General features: G+C 57.1%; 13 protein-coding genes and 1 riboswitch. Of the genes, 7 read left to right on the forward strand and 6 right to left on the reverse strand.

Features of this window, described 5'->3' with window-relative positions; all coding sequences use genetic code 11:
* Window positions 1-291 precede the first annotated feature (291 nt).
* Both HMPREF2562_RS07220 and HMPREF2562_RS07225 read left to right on the forward strand, forming a co-directional pair.
* Window positions 292-1,467, forward strand: a complete 1,176-nt coding sequence (locus tag HMPREF2562_RS07220) for an aa3-type cytochrome oxidase subunit II (RefSeq protein WP_049190506.1) — start codon at window positions 292-294, stop codon at window positions 1,465-1,467.
* Window positions 1,468-1,502: 35 nt separating this feature from the next.
* On the forward strand, window positions 1,503-1,949 hold the full coding sequence (locus HMPREF2562_RS07225) for an aa3-type cytochrome oxidase subunit IV (protein ID WP_016423031.1): 447 nt from the start codon (window positions 1,503-1,505) through the stop codon (window positions 1,947-1,949).
* Window positions 1,950-2,112: 163 nt separating this feature from the next.
* Here the strand turns inward: HMPREF2562_RS07225 and HMPREF2562_RS07230 are convergent, their stop codons facing one another.
* The 5 genes from HMPREF2562_RS07230 to HMPREF2562_RS07250 form a co-directional block, all read right to left on the reverse strand.
* Window positions 2,113-3,840: an ABC-F family ATP-binding cassette domain-containing protein gene (locus HMPREF2562_RS07230; RefSeq protein ID WP_049190503.1), complete on the reverse strand. Its 1,728-nt coding sequence runs from the start codon at window positions 3,838-3,840 to the stop codon at window positions 2,113-2,115.
* Between the two features lie 166 nt (window positions 3,841-4,006).
* Window positions 4,007-5,635: a cytochrome bc1 complex cytochrome b subunit gene (locus HMPREF2562_RS07235; protein ID WP_016423029.1), complete on the reverse strand. Its 1,629-nt coding sequence runs from the start codon at window positions 5,633-5,635 to the stop codon at window positions 4,007-4,009.
* Window positions 5,632-6,843, reverse strand: a complete 1,212-nt coding sequence (locus HMPREF2562_RS07240) for a cytochrome bc1 complex Rieske iron-sulfur subunit (RefSeq protein WP_049170241.1) — start codon at window positions 6,841-6,843, stop codon at window positions 5,632-5,634. Before HMPREF2562_RS07240 ends, HMPREF2562_RS07235 begins: the two co-directional genes overlap by 4 nt.
* The gene (locus HMPREF2562_RS07245) at window positions 6,840-7,730 is read right to left on the reverse strand and encodes a cytochrome bc1 complex diheme cytochrome c subunit (RefSeq protein WP_016423027.1); all 891 of its coding nucleotides are present in this window, start codon (window positions 7,728-7,730) and stop codon (window positions 6,840-6,842) included. The genes HMPREF2562_RS07240 and HMPREF2562_RS07245 overlap by 4 nt, the downstream gene beginning before the upstream one ends.
* A gap of 75 nt (window positions 7,731-7,805) precedes the next feature.
* Window positions 7,806-8,420, reverse strand: coding sequence for an aa3-type cytochrome oxidase subunit III (locus tag HMPREF2562_RS07250; RefSeq protein ID WP_088611596.1), 615 nt, complete (start codon window positions 8,418-8,420; stop codon window positions 7,806-7,808).
* Window positions 8,421-8,957: 537 nt separating this feature from the next.
* Between HMPREF2562_RS07250 and trpD the strand changes: the two genes are divergently transcribed.
* Window positions 8,958-10,025: an anthranilate phosphoribosyltransferase gene (gene trpD / locus HMPREF2562_RS07255; protein WP_049190496.1), complete on the forward strand. Its 1,068-nt coding sequence runs from the start codon at window positions 8,958-8,960 to the stop codon at window positions 10,023-10,025.
* On the opposite strand, the gene HMPREF2562_RS07260 is transcribed toward trpD, so the two are convergent.
* Window positions 10,022-11,611, reverse strand: a complete 1,590-nt coding sequence (locus HMPREF2562_RS07260) for a DEDD exonuclease domain-containing protein (RefSeq protein WP_049170245.1) — start codon at window positions 11,609-11,611, stop codon at window positions 10,022-10,024. The genes trpD and HMPREF2562_RS07260 overlap by 4 nt on opposite strands.
* A gap of 413 nt (window positions 11,612-12,024) precedes the next feature.
* A riboswitch (cyclic di-AMP (ydaO/yuaA leader) is annotated at window positions 12,025-12,167 on the forward strand.
* A gap of 14 nt (window positions 12,168-12,181) precedes the next feature.
* Here HMPREF2562_RS07260 and HMPREF2562_RS07265 point away from each other — a divergent pair.
* From HMPREF2562_RS07265 to HMPREF2562_RS07280, 4 genes are all read left to right on the forward strand, one after another.
* Complete coding sequence (locus HMPREF2562_RS07265) at window positions 12,182-12,760, forward strand: C40 family peptidase (RefSeq protein WP_048731217.1); 579 nt, start codon at window positions 12,182-12,184, stop codon at window positions 12,758-12,760.
* Window positions 12,761-13,106: 346 nt separating this feature from the next.
* Window positions 13,107-14,177, forward strand: coding sequence for an NlpC/P60 family protein (locus tag HMPREF2562_RS07270; RefSeq protein ID WP_353797117.1), 1,071 nt, complete (start codon window positions 13,107-13,109; stop codon window positions 14,175-14,177).
* A gap of 53 nt (window positions 14,178-14,230) precedes the next feature.
* A complete protein-coding gene (locus HMPREF2562_RS07275; protein ID WP_049190492.1) occupies window positions 14,231-15,385 on the forward strand; it encodes a glycosyltransferase family 4 protein in 1,155 nt (384 codons plus the stop codon).
* A 9-nt stretch (window positions 15,386-15,394) separates the two neighbouring features.
* Complete coding sequence (locus HMPREF2562_RS07280; protein ID WP_070549815.1) at window positions 15,395-16,408, forward strand: ROK family glucokinase; 1,014 nt, start codon at window positions 15,395-15,397, stop codon at window positions 16,406-16,408.
* Window positions 16,409-16,423 lie beyond the last annotated feature (15 nt).

A 16,423-nucleotide genomic window follows, 5' to 3' on the forward strand; every position in this document is an offset into this window, starting at 1 on the left:
TTTGCCGTGTCTAGGGCTCGGGGCAAGGTTGCGCGGGACGGTGTGTGCGTCAGCGCGTGGCACAAACACTAAAAAATTCATAGACTTAGGAGCGTCAACAGGGTGTAACTGGTGAGAATGCCACCCCCGATAGGCGGGTCTTTCTCAGTATTTTATTAGGGCAGATATACTCAAAGGCACCCCACAGCCATATTTATTGTGGAGAAAGCTTAAGAATCGACTACTCTGCTTGGGTAGGACGAAACCTTAATCGGTTATCGAAAATTGTGTGGATCAGGAAGGCAGACACACGTGAATCAGCGTAGAAAGTTCGGAGTCGCCCGTAAGCTCGGCGTCCTCGGCGTTGCCACCGGTAGCGCAGCCTTGCTTGCCGGCTGCGATGTTAATCCTCCGGAGAACGGCTTCTTCAAGCTGCTCCGCTTTGGTTGGCCGGAAGGTGTGACCCCGGAAGCACAGTCCATGGGTAACTTCTGGGTTTGGACCTGGGTTGCAGCTTGGATTATCGGCATCATCGTTTGGGGCGTTACCCTTTACTCGATGGCAAACTTCACAGCTAAGAAGGCTGAAAAGAAGGGCAAGGGCGAGTTCCCGCGCCAGACTGCATACAACGTTCCGGTTGAGTTGTCTCTGACCATTCTCCCGATTCTGATCGTGATGACTCTGTTCTTCTTCACGGTTCAGACTCAGGACAAGGTCACTGCCCTGGATAAGGATCCGGAAGTTACCGTCGACGTCACCGGTTTCCAGTGGAACTGGAAGTTCGGTTACGCCAACATTTCCGCTGACCTGATGGGCGGCGAGGAATACAACGGCCGTATTGAGAAGCCGGCTGATGAGCAGTTCTTCACCGAGGGCGGCCACGAGGTTCCGTCCGCTGAGGATCGCGCAAAGCAGAAGGAGCACCCGGTTCACGGACGCTCCAAGGAGAGCCTCGACTACCTGCACTACGACGAGATTGAGACCCTCGGTACCACCGAAGAGGTTCCGGTCCTCGTTGTTCCGGAAGACACTGCAATCCAGTTCGACCTCGCGTCCGCTGACGTGATTCACTCCTTCTGGGTTCCGGAGTTCCTCTTCAAGCGCGACGTGTTCCCGCACCCGGAGGCTAACAAGTCCAACCGTGTCTTCCAGATCGAAAAGATTGACTCGGACAAGATTGCCAACCGACCAGAGGACAACCCGAGCGACAAGGTCAAGAACGCATTCGTTGGCCGTTGTGCCGAGATGTGTGGTACCTACCACGCAATGATGAACTTCGAGATTCGTGCTGTCTCCCGTGAGGCATTCACCGAGTACATCAAGTTCCGCCAGGAGAACCCAGAAGCTACTAACGCTGATGCTCTGAAGCACATCGGTGAGCCGGCATTCGCAGTCTCCACTTCGCCGTTCAACTCCGGTCGTGTCGACACCCGCGACATGGGTGATCGTGGTGCTAACACCATTGACCTGAACGCGACCGCCAAGTAAACCCAGCAAGATTCTTACTTAAAGGAAGTTCTCAAATGAAGTCTGCAGCAAAGCTCTTCTACGGACTTACCGTGTTCCTGGGGTTCATGGCTGTCGTCTACATCTTCGGCACTCAGTACCTCCAGGACACCGGTAACGTCATCAACGAAAGCCAGGGTCGCCTCGAGTGGGCTGGCGCAACCGGCCTGGTCCTCGCAGCTCTGATGACTCTGATGCTCGGTGGATACTTCCACTTCACTGAGCGCCGCTCCGACATCACCCCGGCCGACTTCGAAGAGGCAGAGATTGCCGACGGTGCAGGTACCCTCGGTTTCTTCTCCGCTAGCTCGATTTGGCCGTTCGTGATGACCATGGGCATCCTCCTCATGGGCTACGGCATCGCATTCATGGCCTACTGGCTGATTGTCCTTGGCGCGGTAATTCTGATCGTCTCCGGCACCAAGCTCAACACTCAGTACATCACTCCGCCGGAGAAGCACTAGTCCGAGTGCAATCAGACTGAACCACAGTCGTAGATAACCGAAAAGTCTCTCCCACTAACAAGGGCGTTAGTGGGAGAGACTTTTTTGTTTGGGCGAGTGGGAGGGGATTCCTAACTGGTGTTACCTCGTCGGTTAGGATCTGTAGTCAATATATGATTCCGCATCAAGCGAATTCGACGGGTTTCTGCCCCTTAGGTAGTTCGATGACCTCACCGTCAGTCACCTGCAGATGACGCGCTTCGAGCGAGTTGATCATGCGGTGATCGTGGGTAATCACAATAATTGTGCCCTCTGCAGATGCGATCGCGTCTTGGGCCTGCTCGATTAGATCCACACTCAGATGGTTCGTAGGCTCATCGAGCAGCAAGATCTCCGGCGGATTGGCTACGACCAACGCTAACGCCACCCGGCGCTGCTGGCCGATGGAGAGGCTTCCTACCGGTCGATTGGCATCCTCAGGGCTAAGCAATCCAAAGTCGTCGAGAGGCACGCGGGCATTGGGCGCAAGGTCGTACAACTCACGGGCGGACTTCTTTGGGTTTTCCCAGTCTTGTTCCTGAGCCAGCATGGCTACTCGACAGTTCTCGCCGATACGCACCTCGCCAGCCTGCGTCTCAACTTGCCCCATGATCGTCTTAAACAAAGTAGATTTGCCGGCCCCATTAGGGCCGGTGATCACGACCTTGTCGCCGGGACGAATAGTCAGTGAACCAACCCGAATTCGATCTGGGACGACCACACCGCGCATCTTGATGTGAAAATCTTCATCGCTGCCCGAAGCAGCGCGCTTGGTCGGTAGGGGTGCGGTCAACGGGGCATCAAAGCCCAGTAGTGCCGGTGGACGCTCCACACCTTCCTCAATGAGTTCCTCCAGCCGCTGCTTAGCCGAACGCACGCGGCGGGCGATTTGCCGCTCTACACGACCGCCACGGCGGTCATAAGCCATCTTGTTATTGTCCGTCATTTCCCGACCCGGTGAGATCTCACGAGCGCCATTCTCGATGGTGTCTTCCAACCGATTGCGTTCATGCTCCTCCGAGCGCCACTGGTGCTCCCATAGCTCACGCTGGTGGCGACGGTGCTTCGCGTAGTCGGAGTAATTACCACGGAACAGCCCAATACCAGGGCGCCCCGGCACCAAGTCTCCAATTACAGTACAAACGGCATCCAGGAAGTCGCGGTCATGTGTTGCCACCACAACCACTCCAGGGTGGTTCTGGATGGTGTCAATCACGAGCTGGCGACCGCGTTCATCGAGATGGTTGGTGGGCTCGTCGAGAAGCAGAATCTCTGGCTTTCGAATGAGCGTAATCGCGAGCCCCAACCGCGCCCGCTGCCCGCCGGAAATCTCCGTGGTTAGTTGCTCTGTCAGGGGAGCGCCGTCCGGAGCAGAACCGGTCAGGCCGAGATGGTCGAGCACAATCTCCGCATTATGTTCGGCGTTCCAGTCATCGTGAGCCATGACGTCCGAGAAGGCCTTCGAATACGCCTTCTCTGCCGCCTTAGACTCATCTGGGGTCTCTGCTAAGGCCATCGCCTCAGCTGCCTCTTCTAACTCCGCTAAACGACGTTTCGAGGGGCCGAGGGCTTCATCGATAAGCATTTGCACCGTGGAGTCGAAAGGAGCTTCCAGTTCCTGAGAGCCGAGTACACGCGTGCCAATATGAGTCACCGTACCGCTCGTGGGCCGACGACGACCCGACAGCAGCCAAAGAAGAGTGGACTTGCCGGCTCCGTTGTCTCCAACCAGACCGAGGACATCGCCGTCGGAAAGCGTGAGCGAGACATCGCGCAAAACAGGCGTGGCCTCGTAGTCGAAGTTGACACCGTTGGCGACAAGCTGTGTGGCGTTGCTCGAAAGATCGGTGGTGGGGGAGGGACTGGTAGACATATGTCCATTTTAGTACTGGTAAACAGTAGATTTGGTATCCGACATATGTGGGGTCAAGGCGAAATCGGAAGAATCTGGGTAACAAAAACCACCCCGGTCGACATCCGAAGTGGATGCGGACCGGGGTGGTCTTATTTGAGCGCAGTAGAAAACCTACCGCGGAACTTTACTGCTCGAGCTGGCGACGCTCTTCAGCGTTTTGAGCTTCGAGGTCACGGAACATCTGAGCCTGCTGCTCGTGGTTCTCGTGCTCGATACGAGCTGCCTCTTCGGCGATCTCCGGGGAGTCCGGGCTGAAGAAGCTACCGCGACCCGGGCTACCAGCGGCGCCCAGTTCGTTCATGGTCTTCGGGACGTAAGCACCCTGGTACTCGAGCGGAACGGCGTGGCCGTGCTCGTCGACCGGACCCAGTGGCTGGTGGACCTCGATGAAGGAACCATCAGGTAGCTGGTTGATGATGCCCGTCTCGATGCCGTGCTCCAGGACAGCGCGGTCAGAGCGCTGCAGGCCGATGCAGATTCGGTAAGTGACGAAGTAAGCGATCGGAGGCAGGATGATCAGACCGATACGGCCAACCCAGGTCATCACGTTCAGCGAGATCTGGAAGTGGTATGCGATCAGGTCGTTACCACCGGACAGAGTCAGCAGGGTGTAGAAGACCAAAGCCATGGCACCCAGGCCGGAGCGAACCGGCACGTCGCGCGGACGCTGCAGCAGGTTGTGGTGGGCGTTGTCGCCGGTGATCTTCGCCTCGATGAACGGGTAAGCGAAGAGCAGGACAACCAGAACACCACAGAGCAGGGCGACCCAGAAGACTGCCGGGATCGTGTAAGAGCCCAAGTAAAGCTCCCACGGCGGCATGACACGGGCAGCACCGTCAGTCCACAGCATGTAGATATCCGGCTGGGAACCAGCGGAAACCTGCGCCGGGTTGTACGGGCCAAGGTTCCAAATTGCGTTGATCTGGAAGATACCAGCGAATAGCGCCAGGAAGCCGAACGTAATCAGGCCGAAGGAAACGGACTTGACTGCGAAGATCGGGAGAATACGAACGCCGACGACGTTGTTCTCGGTACGACCTGCGCCAGGGAACTGGGTGTGCTTCTGGTACCAGACCAGAGCCAGGTGAGCGGCAATCAGACCCAGCAGCAGGGCCGGGAGAATCAGCACGTGTGCAATGTACAGGCGCGGGATAATCATGTCACCCGGGAAGTCGCCGTTGAACATCATCCAGTGCAGCCAGGTGCCGATAATCGGCAGACCGATGATGATTGCGGACATAATACGCAGACCAACACCGGAAAGCAGGTCGTCCGGCAGGGAGTAACCCATGAAGCCCTCTGCCACGGACAGCAGCAGGAGGATGGAACCGATGACCCAGTTAGCCTCACGCGGCTTGCGGAATGCGCCGGTGAAGAAGATGCGGAACATGTGCGCCATGATGGACACGGCGAACAGCAGAGCACCCCAGTGGTGAATCTGGCGAATGAACAGGCCACCGCGAACCTCGAAGGAGATCTGCAGGGCGGTCTCGTAGGCGCGAGACATCTCGACACCGTTGAGCGGCGCGTAGGCACCGTCGTAAATGACCTTCGACATCGACGGGTCGAAGAACAGAGTCAGGTAAACACCCGAGAAGAGCAGGACTACGAAGGAGTAGAGTGCAATCTCGCCCAGCAGGAAGGACCAGTGGGTAGGGAATACCTTATTGAGCTGCTTACGCATGCCGCCAGACAGGGTGTAGCGGTCATCCATATTCTTAGCAGCGGTTGCTAGTTTCGTTGGATTACTCATGACTGACGCTCCCAGAATGCCGGACCGACGGGCTCAATGAAGTTGCCCTCTGCGTACATGTAGCCTTCTTCGTCAACGCTGATCGGCAGCTCTGGAAGAGCGCGAGCAGCTGGACCGAAGACCGGCTTGCCGTAGTGCAGTGCATCGAACTGCGACTGGTGGCATGGGCAGAGAATACGGTTCGTCTGCTGTTCGTACAGAGAAGTCGGGCAACCGATGTGTGTACAAATCTTCGAGTAGGCGAAGTAGTCGCCGTAGTGGAAGTCTTCCTGACCCTTGCGCAGGATTGCCTTTTCAGCGTCCTGGGAACGCAGACGGATCAGCATGACCGAGTTGCGGGAGCCGTGAATCGAGTGCATGTGTGCCTCGTAGACATCAGCATCCTTGGAGTACTTGTCGCCGTCGTTGACGTCCTCCTCCGGAAGAGGGAAGACGGTCTCCATGGAACCTGCGGACAGGTCCTCTGGGCGGAGGCGAACCAGGCGGGAAACGCCCTTAGTGGTGTAGCCGTGTACGCCCTCTTCAGCGATAGCGCCGGTGTCGCGACCCAGGTAAACCTTGTGGCCCTTCTCGACGAGAGTCCAGCCAGTGGTCCACAGGGTGCCGTCACCAGTGACGTCAACGTCGTGGCGTGGCTTCCACGGGTTCTTAATCATGCCGCCAAGCGGAAGGATCATGCCGATACCAGCCAGGACGGCGCCGGTACCAAGGAGGCCCTTGATAGCGGAGCGACGACCCAGGGTGGAGGTCTGCCAAGAATCGTTCAGCAGGGCAACGATGGTCTTCTGGTCGACCTCTTCGGACGGACCATCGTGGCGGCGCTGAACCGAAATCTCTTCCGGAATGAAGCGCTTGGTGAACTTAACTGCACCAATACCCAGGGTGACGATGCAGCCACCGATGGTGATACCCAGCAGCGGGGTGTACATAGTGTACAGCCACAGACCCTCTTCGCCGTGCCCCTTGTAGTGCCACGGGTAGAACAGGTAGATGGCGATGAATGCCAGGCCAAGAATGACCGACAGTGCCAGCCAGATGGTGACACCACGAGCCGCGCGCTTTTCAGCCGGGTCGTTGGCAATCGGGAAGCGTTCCTTGCGGTAAGCAATGGTCACGTCATCGAGTTCAGCACCCAGACGAGCGAGATCCGCATTGCTCATCTTCGACAGCTCTTCGGAGCTGTACTTCTTGTTTTCGTTATTACTCATCGGCGGGATCCAATCCAAAGAGCGGCCGCTACGAGAGCGACAATGCCTACAATCCACATGACAAGGCCCTCAGCAACTGGGCCGATGCCACCAATGCCCCAACCACCCGGGGTCGGAGTTTCCTTGGCGTTCTTGATGTAGGCGATGATGTCCTTCTTCTCGTCAGCAGACAGCTGGCGGTCAGAGAACTTCGGCATATTCTGCGGGCCGGTCAGCATGGCCTGGTAGATTTCCTGCTCATTTGCAGGATCCAGGACCGGTGCGTACTTACCGCTGGACAGTGCGCCGCCACGACCGGTGAAGTTGTGGCAGGATGCACAGTTCAGGCGGAACAGCTCGGAACCGCGAGCAACGTCAGCCTTGTCAAGCTCACCGTTCGGGCCAGCGTTCTTACCGCGTAGCGACTCCATAGCGATGGAGCCGTCCTCGTCGCGGACGATGCCGGCGCCGCCGCCATTAGCCTGGACGTAGGCTGCGATAGCCAGCGTCTGCTCTTCGGAGTAACGCGGGGTCTTACGTGCTGCCTGAGCCTCGTTGCGGAGCATCGGCATACGACCGGAGTGAACCTGGAAGTAAACCGAGCCTTCGCCGACGCCGATCAGCGACTTGCCGCGGTCCTTAACGCCCTGAAGGTTGGCGCCGTGGCAAGTAATACAAGCAACGTCGTAAAGCTCCTTGCCCTGCTGAATCATTGCGGCTTCATCCTGCTGAGCAGTAGCCGTCTGTGCATCAGGGGTCAGAGCATTAGCGAGGAAGCCCGCGCCGGTGAGGGCGAGAGCCATAGCCATAATGCCGGAGGCAGTACGGCGCATCTTGCGGCGGCCCTTTGACTTCGGGGCCGCAGCCAAGGACGTGGTGTCCTTGGTTTCGGAGGTAGTGTTTTCCATCTTTTTCCCTTTAATACTGTTCGTGGAAAGTGGATGGGCTGTAGGCCGTACTAAACAAAGGACGGCCAATACGGCCTACTGGATGAAGTAGATGGTGATAAACAGGCCAATCCACACGACGTCGACGAAGTGCCAGTAGTACGAGACCACGATGGCAGCAGTGGCCTGTGCCGGGGTGAACTTCGCCTTGGAGGTACGGATAAGCACCACAACGAAAGCCAGCACACCCGCGAGGACGTGGGCTGCGTGGAATCCGGTGGTGATGAAGAAGACCGAACCGTAAATGGAGTTCTGAATGGTCAGACCGTGGCTAACCAGTGTGAAGTACTCGTAAGCCTGGCCGACGAGGAAGATTGCACCCAGGGCGGTAGACAGTGCGTACCACTTACGGAGTGCGAAAACGTCGCCACGCTCGGCCGCGAACACGCCCCACTGGGCAGTGAACGAAGACGACACTAGGATCACGGTGATCAATAGTGCGTACGGGACATTGAGGTGGCCGGTACCCCAATCCCACGAATCGCCCTGGCCGTTCGCGCGTGACACGAAGTACATCGCGAACAGACCGGCGAAGAACATTAATTCCTGAGACAGGAACACAATCGTGCCGACACTGACCATATTCGGTCGGTTCAGTGTCGCAGCACGACGTGGTGCTGTCATACCTTGATTTTCAACTGCGCTCGTCACAACTAACAGTATGTACTGTTCTTAAGGAGTAGTCACGTTGCAACCCCCGTTTTTGTATAAAAATTCCTAAAATCCCAGGTCGCGAGGAAAGGTTTCTGAGAATTTCACTAATTTTTCCCCCTGATGGGAACTTTCCGGTGTCTTTATCCGACGCGGGCGAATTCGAGGGTTTGGTTGTGCTGAGTTGCGCGGTGTCCATCCCCTGGACTGCCAGGTTCACCTCCGGTGAACCTGGGTTAGCGATACTGCGACATCAGTTGTCGGTTAGTTTATCGCAGGTTCGGCTCTGTTTAATATCGTATTTTTCCAGTTGCCCCAATGGGGGTGAGATTTTCGGTGAACGCAAAAGGTGGACCTGGTGATGCGCTGGATATATGGGGGAGGTATCTTGTCTTATTACGTACATCACGGTGGGATTTTTTTCAACAGCCCTGTGATGTGGTGCGCCTGGTGGGCGGGATAGCCAGCAGTACCTAGGTGCAGTTGTATTAATAAAGTACGAATACAGACTTGACTATCTAGTGGAAGGGAGTGGCGATGAGCGAGATCGGCGATAAGAGGGCGGTCGAAAACTGGCGCCATGTTCTCTCCACGATTGGCGCTGGCCGCGAAGTTTCCGGTGAGGGCATTCGATTCGCCATGGATCAAATCATGTCCGGTGCTTCCGGAGACGTGCAGACCGCAACGTTTGCTTTCGGTCTCCTCGCCAAGGGGATTACGGCTGCCGAGCTCGATGCTGCGGCTGAGGGCATGCTTTCATTTGCCCGCCCAGTTCATGATCCACAGCTCGCCGGTGTTATTGAGCGCGGTGCAGTCGATATCGTCGGCACCGGTGGTGATGGCGCAAATACCGTCAACATCTCCACGATGTCCATGATTGTTATCGCGGCCAGCGGTGTGCCGGTGCTCAAGCACGGTAACCGCGCGGCTTCCTCGAAGTCGGGCGGAGCTGACATGCTGGAGGCCTTTGGCATCGACATTGAGAACGGTCTCGTTACTTCTCCGGAACATCCGGATTTCTACGTGCGCTTCCTCTTTGCCGCTCGCTTTCATCCGGCCATGCGCTTCGCTGGACCGGTGCGTAAGGAGCTAGCGGTTCCGACAGTCTTCAACCTGTTGGGGCCGCTGACGAATCCAGCACGCCCGCAGGCGAGCTTGATTGGCTGTGCCTTCGAAGATCAGATGGAGACGATGGCGGACACCTTCGCCCGCCGTGGTCAGCGCGCGCTGGTGGTTCGCGGAAGCGATGGCCTCGACGAGATTACCGTTACTGGCCCCACCAAGGTCTTTATTGTGGAAAACGGTGGAGTTGCCGAAGATGCCATCGATCCACATGACTATGGCATGGAGTACTCCGAAATTGACGCGCTGCGTGGCGGTGACCCTGCTTACAACGCTGATGTTGCACGTCGCATTTGGGCTGGCGAGCTCGAAGGCCCGATTCGCGATGCAGTCATCCTTAACTCCGCCGCCGCAATCGCCATTTCGCGTGGTCTGAGTGGCCGTCCGCTAAAGGAAGCTATGGCCGACTCCATTGAAGAGGTCAAGGAAACGCTCCAGTCGGGGCTGTGCTTGGACATCCTTACCGCGGCGATGAAGGGTTAAGGTTCGCGTCGCGCTTCACGACGTGCTTGCTGCGCGTCAATTGCCCACTGAAGGTATTTTCCTGCGCCTAACCTAGGGTAGGAATACTCGCCTCCGGTGGGCTTTATTCGTACCTCCGGGCGCTGCAGCCATTTCCAGATAATACTGAGTTCATCAATCGATGCTCCTTTATATAAGGAATCATCTGGAGTGACTGTTTGGGCTGAACTCTCCATGAGCTCGATGATGTAGTTCATTTCCGCGCCACGTGGTGCGGTGCTGGCGCCGGCCAACCTGCCGTAGCGAATTTCCGCTAGATGCCAGCCGCCATTGCCATCGGGGAAAGCGGCTTGCAGAGATGGGATGGCGGCAAGCATGCTCAGGCGCTGCTGCTTGTCCAAGCTGATAATGAACTCCGCGGCGCGGTCACGTTGCACTGCCGCGCGTTGGAAGCGGTGTGCTTCGGCAAGTGCTGATATCTCTGCAATCATGTCTGCGATCTCGTCTGCGCCGGTGGTGGAGATCTGAGCGGTTGTTATCGCAAAGTCGTCGTTAAGCGCGGAGAACCTGTCGCGGATGGCAGTAGCGGTGTCGCGCGTGCGGAAAGGACCTAGGCTGCGGGCGTCGGTGACTGCCCGGCTAATCTTGGCAGGCCGACCGGGGCTAGTGGGGACGATGTACCAGCCGCGGGTTGGTTCGGTGCGTTGTCGGTTGTAGGGCGGACGGAGTGCAGAGATCAGACGAGCCTCGCGAATTTCTGCAGCGAAGCCGTGCGGGCACTCGATGATCTCGACGCGTTCGGCTAGAGAGACCATTTCCGTAATCTTGCGACGAGAATCAGTACCGTTGAAATACTGCAGAAGTCTACGTCGCAAATCGAGAGCTGTACCTATATATAAGGGGTCGTCATTTCTTGACCGAAAAACATAGACACCAGGGGTGTGCGGAGCTCCATCGGCAAGGTGCCGTTTAGCACGAACCTCTGGAGCGACGGTGGGCGAGTAGTGCACTAGCTCGGACGCTGTTTGTACTTCATCGCCAGCTAGTCTCTCCACGAGGTAGTGAAGGACGTCGACGGTTGCGATTGCGTCGTCAAGCGCCCGGTGGGTGGGGCGATTCGGAGAACCGACGTACCGTGCGAGCTGTGAGAGCTTGAAACTGCCAACTTGTGAGCGGTCGAGGACGCGACGCGCCAACGTGAGGGTGTCTACGACACTGGGGCTCGGCCAATCTAGGCCCAAATCTGTGCAAGCCTGGCGGAGGAATCCAATATCGAACTTGGCATTATGCGCAACCCAGACGCTTCCCCGGGCAAATTCGAGGAACTGAGTAATAACTGTGCCGAGCTGTGGGGCGGTTTCAACATCGGCGGTAGTGATGCCGGTCAGAGATGTGATGTGGTCGGGGATCTCCATACCGGGGTCGATGAAGCTGGAAAAGGTGCCAATTGTCTTACCGCCACGGGTTTTGATGGCCCCAATTTCAATGATGTGGTCGTTTTTGGCCTTCAATCCGGTCGTTTCCAGGTCTACGACGACAAAGGTGGTGTTGAAAAGAGAATCATCGACGGTGCCTTCGAGAGGGAAGTGCTGTTGTCCTGAATCCACGTCAATAATCCTATGCTGAGCGCTCCTAGTGGTGTTAAAACTGTGAAACTTGAGCAAATTGAGCTGTTGCAAGCTGGAGTGTGACATAAAACACGTTTTGAGCCCGCGATAAAAATGTGTCGACTTTAAGGCATTAAGTGTAAAGTTCTCGGCGGACTTCAAAATGCCAGGTAGTGACACGTTTATCAAACTGTTATTATTCCGCTATAGGGGGAGTGTTTAGTTGTAACAGCTTGGTAACGGTTTAGTTCTATCGATGGTAACAACCGGGCCTCGAGCGGTTTTCTGGACAAACGGCTAGACAAAACTTGATGCCATTTCGTAACCTTATCGAGACATTGAAACGGGGCCACTGAGTTGGTGCCGGTCATTGATAAGAAAACACAGAGCCTTATCGAAGGTCCTGAGGGTCTAAGTAGTGAGAGCCTCAGGGGATTCGAGCCGGGGACCCACCTCGAACCATGGGGTGAATCCCAAAGGGAAATCCCGGAGGGTAGGAAGTCTTCCATTCTTCCGAACCCGTCAGCTAACCCGGTCGGCTAAACAGGAAGATTTTGGAGTTTCAAAACAATGGGCAAGCACCACCGCCGTTCTAACTTTGCACGCAACGCAGTCGCATTTGGCGCAACTGTCGCCGGCGTTACCGCTCTCGCAGTTCCGACCGCTAACGCTAACCCGCTGAACGACATCCAGGGCGCACTGAACGGCTTCGATACCCCGCAGGTTGCAGGTATGCAGGATGTTGTTGGCAAGTTCAACGACATCGCAGGTGAGGTTACCTCCGGCAGCGTTGCAAACGTTGCAGCACCGTCCACTGGTTCGGCTATCGTCTCCGCTGCACGTTCCAAGATCGGTTCCCCGTATGTGTGGGGCGCTACCGGTCCGAACTCTTTCGACTGCTCCGGTCTGACCTCCTGGGCATACCAGCAGGTCGGTAAGTCGATCCCGCGTACCTCCCAGGCGCAGGCTTCCCAGGGTACCGCGGTCTCCAGCCCGGCACTGGGTGACATCGTTTCCTTCTACTCTGGCGCTACCCACGTCGGCATCTTCTCCGGCAACGGCAACGTGATTCACGCTCCGCAGTCCGGCGATGTCGTCAAGGAAGCTCCGATGAACTACATGCCGGTTCACAACTTCGTCCGCTTCTAATCTGTTTGAACGGATGACAACCTGCGGGGCATTGATGCCCCGCAGAGCCTTGGCTCTCTTTTTACCGAGGGGGCACTGAGGCGAGCGCCCGGGTGCTGACGCTATGCGCGTCGTAAAGCACTATAGGGGCACTCGCCTCATTTTTTGTTTTTCTACTGCGGTTACGCAATGCGTGGAGTCGAAGGGCTATCCTGGTTACTCCCTTTGGATACCCCTTTGTGCTGGCGGTTTGTCGGTGTGTTGTTCCGCGGCAAGGCTGCTACAATTTGCTCGAATGCGTCAAGTGGTTTGATGTTTTGTTTTTCGGGGAAGAAATTTGAATACACAACTTGAAAAGGGTTTGGATTTGTCGCGTCACCGTGCCTCTCGCCGTCGCCACAACTCTCGTCGCGGTGTAGTCGGGCTTACGGTCGTGACTGGGCTAACCTTTGGCTCCGTAGGTTTGGCGCCGATTGCCTCTGCGCAGGATGAACAGCCAGCCCCGGATCTGGCTACTGCAGACGGCATTATTGCAGAGCTGGAGAAGATTTCTCGGGATACCGAAGCGGTTTCTGAGGAAGTTACCGAGCTGGATTCTCAGGTTCAGGCCAAGGAAGAGGAACTCCGGCACGCCGAAGGGGAACTGAAGCACTCTGAGGATCAGGTTCTCCGAGCACAGGATAATCTCAAGGCGCTCTCTGGTGAGATTTCCTACTTCGCGAAGAAGCGGATGCGTGGTGAAATCGTCGACCCATTGTCTGCCGCCCTGGGATCTTCCAGTGCTCAGGACGCTATCGACCGTGCCGGCTACATCAACAAGATGTTCCGCGACAACGATGAAGTCGTCAGCCGTGCGGTGCAAGCCCGCAAGGATGCCGAGGATGGCAAGGCCAATGCGCTGCGTCTGCAGGGCGATATCCGCAAGCAGCTCGATGACCTGGCCAAGCGCCGCGATGATTTGGACAAGCGCAGCGCCGAATTTGATGAGCGCGCCGAGCATGTCAAGTCCATGGTTGAATCGCTGAGCCCCGAACAGCGGGAAATCTGGATTTCCAAGAACAACCCAATTACCGAAGGGTTGGACAAACTGCTCGGATCTTCCGCCGCAGTTGATGCCGCGATGTCGAAGCTGGGTTCCCCGTACTCGTGGGGAGCTGCTGGTCCCTCCGCATTCGACTGCTCCGGCCTGATGTACTGGGCGTACCAGCAGATTGGTAAGTCCATCCCGCGGACCTCGCAGGCACAGCTCGCCGGTGGTACTCCGGTGAGCCGCGACCAGCTGCAGCCGGGCGACATCATCGGTTACTACCCGGGAATCACGCACGTGGGCATGTACATCGGCAATGGTCAGATTGTCCATGCTTCCGACTACGGTATTCCAGTCCAGGTCGTTTCCATCGACCAAGGTGGCCCGTACCAAGGCGCTGTCCGCTTCTAACTAGCGGCAGGTGACCTCGCGTCCTTTTAGTCAAGGTAGATAAACTCGGCTCCATGTCTGCGCGCGTACTGCTCATTACGAATGACTTCCCGCCTCGCGATGGTGGAATCGAGTCCTACCTGCGTGATTTCTGTGCTCGTTTGGATCCGGAGAACCTCGTAGTCCTCGCGTCCTCGCGAGCCCCCGAAGAAAAGCTCCGCGCCTACGACGAGTCGCTACCGTACCGTGTTTATCGCATGCGTGATTCCGTGCTGCTGCCACTGCCGCACGTAGCTCGTCGCGCCGCTCAGATTATTCGCACCGAACGCATTGACACCGTATGGTTTGGTGCCGCCGCGCCACTTGGTTTGCTTGCCGACGCATGCCGTCGCGCAGGTGCCACCCGCATCGTTGCTACCACTCACGGACATGAAGTGGGCTGGTCGATGCTGCCATTGGCCCGCCAGATGCTGAGGCGCATTGGTAAGAGCTCCGATGTTGTGACCTATATTTCCCGCTACACCCGTGGTCGATTTGCGGCAGCCTTTGGTCCGCAAACAGCATTTGAACGCCTGCCTTCCGGTGTCGATATCGAGCGATTTTCCCCGGACCCCGAGGCGGGACAGAAGATCCGGCAGCACCACGGAATCGGTGAGTCCCAGCCGCTTATCGTCTGTATTTCTCGGCTAGTGCGCCGAAAAGGCCAAGATATGCTGATTCGCAGCATGCCTAAGGTTCTTGAGCAGCACCCGGATGCCAGGTTGCTGATCGTGGGCGTTGGTCCGTTGAACCGAGAATTGAAAAAGCTGGCAGTAAAGCTCGGGGTCTCCGAGCAGGTTATTTTTGCCGGCAAGGTCTCTTATGATGACCTCCCCGCCTATTACAATGCGGCCAGCATTTTTGCCATGCCCGCCCGAACCCGCGGACGTGGCCTCGATGTAGAAGGCCTCGGCATTGTCTACTTGGAAGCACAGGCCTGCGGTGTCCCTGTCATAGCTGGCAAGTCTGGTGGCGCCCCGGAGACAGTTATCGATGGCGAAACTGGCATCGTTGTCGACGGGGCCTCGAAGCGCAGCGTCGCCACCGGGCTGGTTGAGATTTTGGATAATCCGGAGCGCGCGGCGGCGATGGGAGCCTGTGGTCGGGAGCATGTTGTGCAGTCGTGGACCTGGGAGGTCATGGCTGCTCGGGCTCGCCGAATTCTCCGAACCTGCGCAATCCCTTTATAATCAACTGTTATGTCCACCGATATTCCGATTCATCCGAACTCAGACGAGTCCGACGCCGCTGATCGCCCGGCTATCGGTTTTGATATTGGTGGAACAAACCTGCGCGCTGCAGTGGTCAGCGCTGATGGGCAGGTGCTGTATCGAGTTCAGACCAGTTCTGATGGCAGTGTGGATGCCATTGAACGTGGCATTGTCCAGACATCCGAGCGCTTGGTTGAACGCTTTCCAGATGTCAGCGCCATCGGTTTAGCTGTAGCTGGTTTTTTGGATTCTGACCGCCAGACGGTTCGTTTTGCCCCGCATCTGCCGTGGCGCGATGCGAACGTCGTCAAGTGTTTATCCTTGCTTCTCCCATGTCCGCTGCAGCTTGAGCACGATGCCAACTCGGCCGCCTGGGGTGAGTATCGCTTTGGTGCGGCTCGCGGTGCGGATAATTGGGTGCTGTTTGCGCTGGGTACGGGAATCGGCGGCGCGATGATGCAGGGGGGTGAGATTTACCGTGGCGCGTACGGCACGGCGCCGGAATTCGGCCACCTCACCGTTGTGCCGGATGGTCGTCCCTGCTCCTGCGGAAAGCGTGGTTGCTTGGAGCGTTACTGCTCGGGTACGGCGTTGGTTACCACCGCTCAGGAACTCTCTGAATCCGGTCGCTACTTCTCGCGGCTTACCGACGGGCTCGTGGCCGGCTCGGTAACTGGTACCGATGTCGTCTCGGCTGCTCGCCAGGGGGATGAATTGGCTCTAGCTGCGATTGATGACTTTGCTACCTGGCTGGGGCGTGGCCTGTCGATGGTGGGCGATGTCTTTGATCCGGAATTGATTGTTATCGGTGGCGGTGTTGCCTCGGCGTCTGATCTATACCTGGACAAGGCCAAGGCCGAGTTTGCCCGCAATCTCACCGGCGCTGGCTATCGTCCGGTAGCGGATGTGCGGGTCGCTGAACTAGGTGCGGATGCTGGGTTGATTGGTGCGGCGGATATTGCGCGCAGCGTTGTGGCTGCCGAGGGTGCGACATCGTCGTAAAGCGTCAATTTGGGG

Origin of the sequence: Corynebacterium sp. HMSC077G07 (assembly GCF_001809225.1) — a bacterium.
GTDB lineage: Bacteria > Actinomycetota > Actinomycetes > Mycobacteriales > Mycobacteriaceae > Corynebacterium > Corynebacterium jeikeium_D.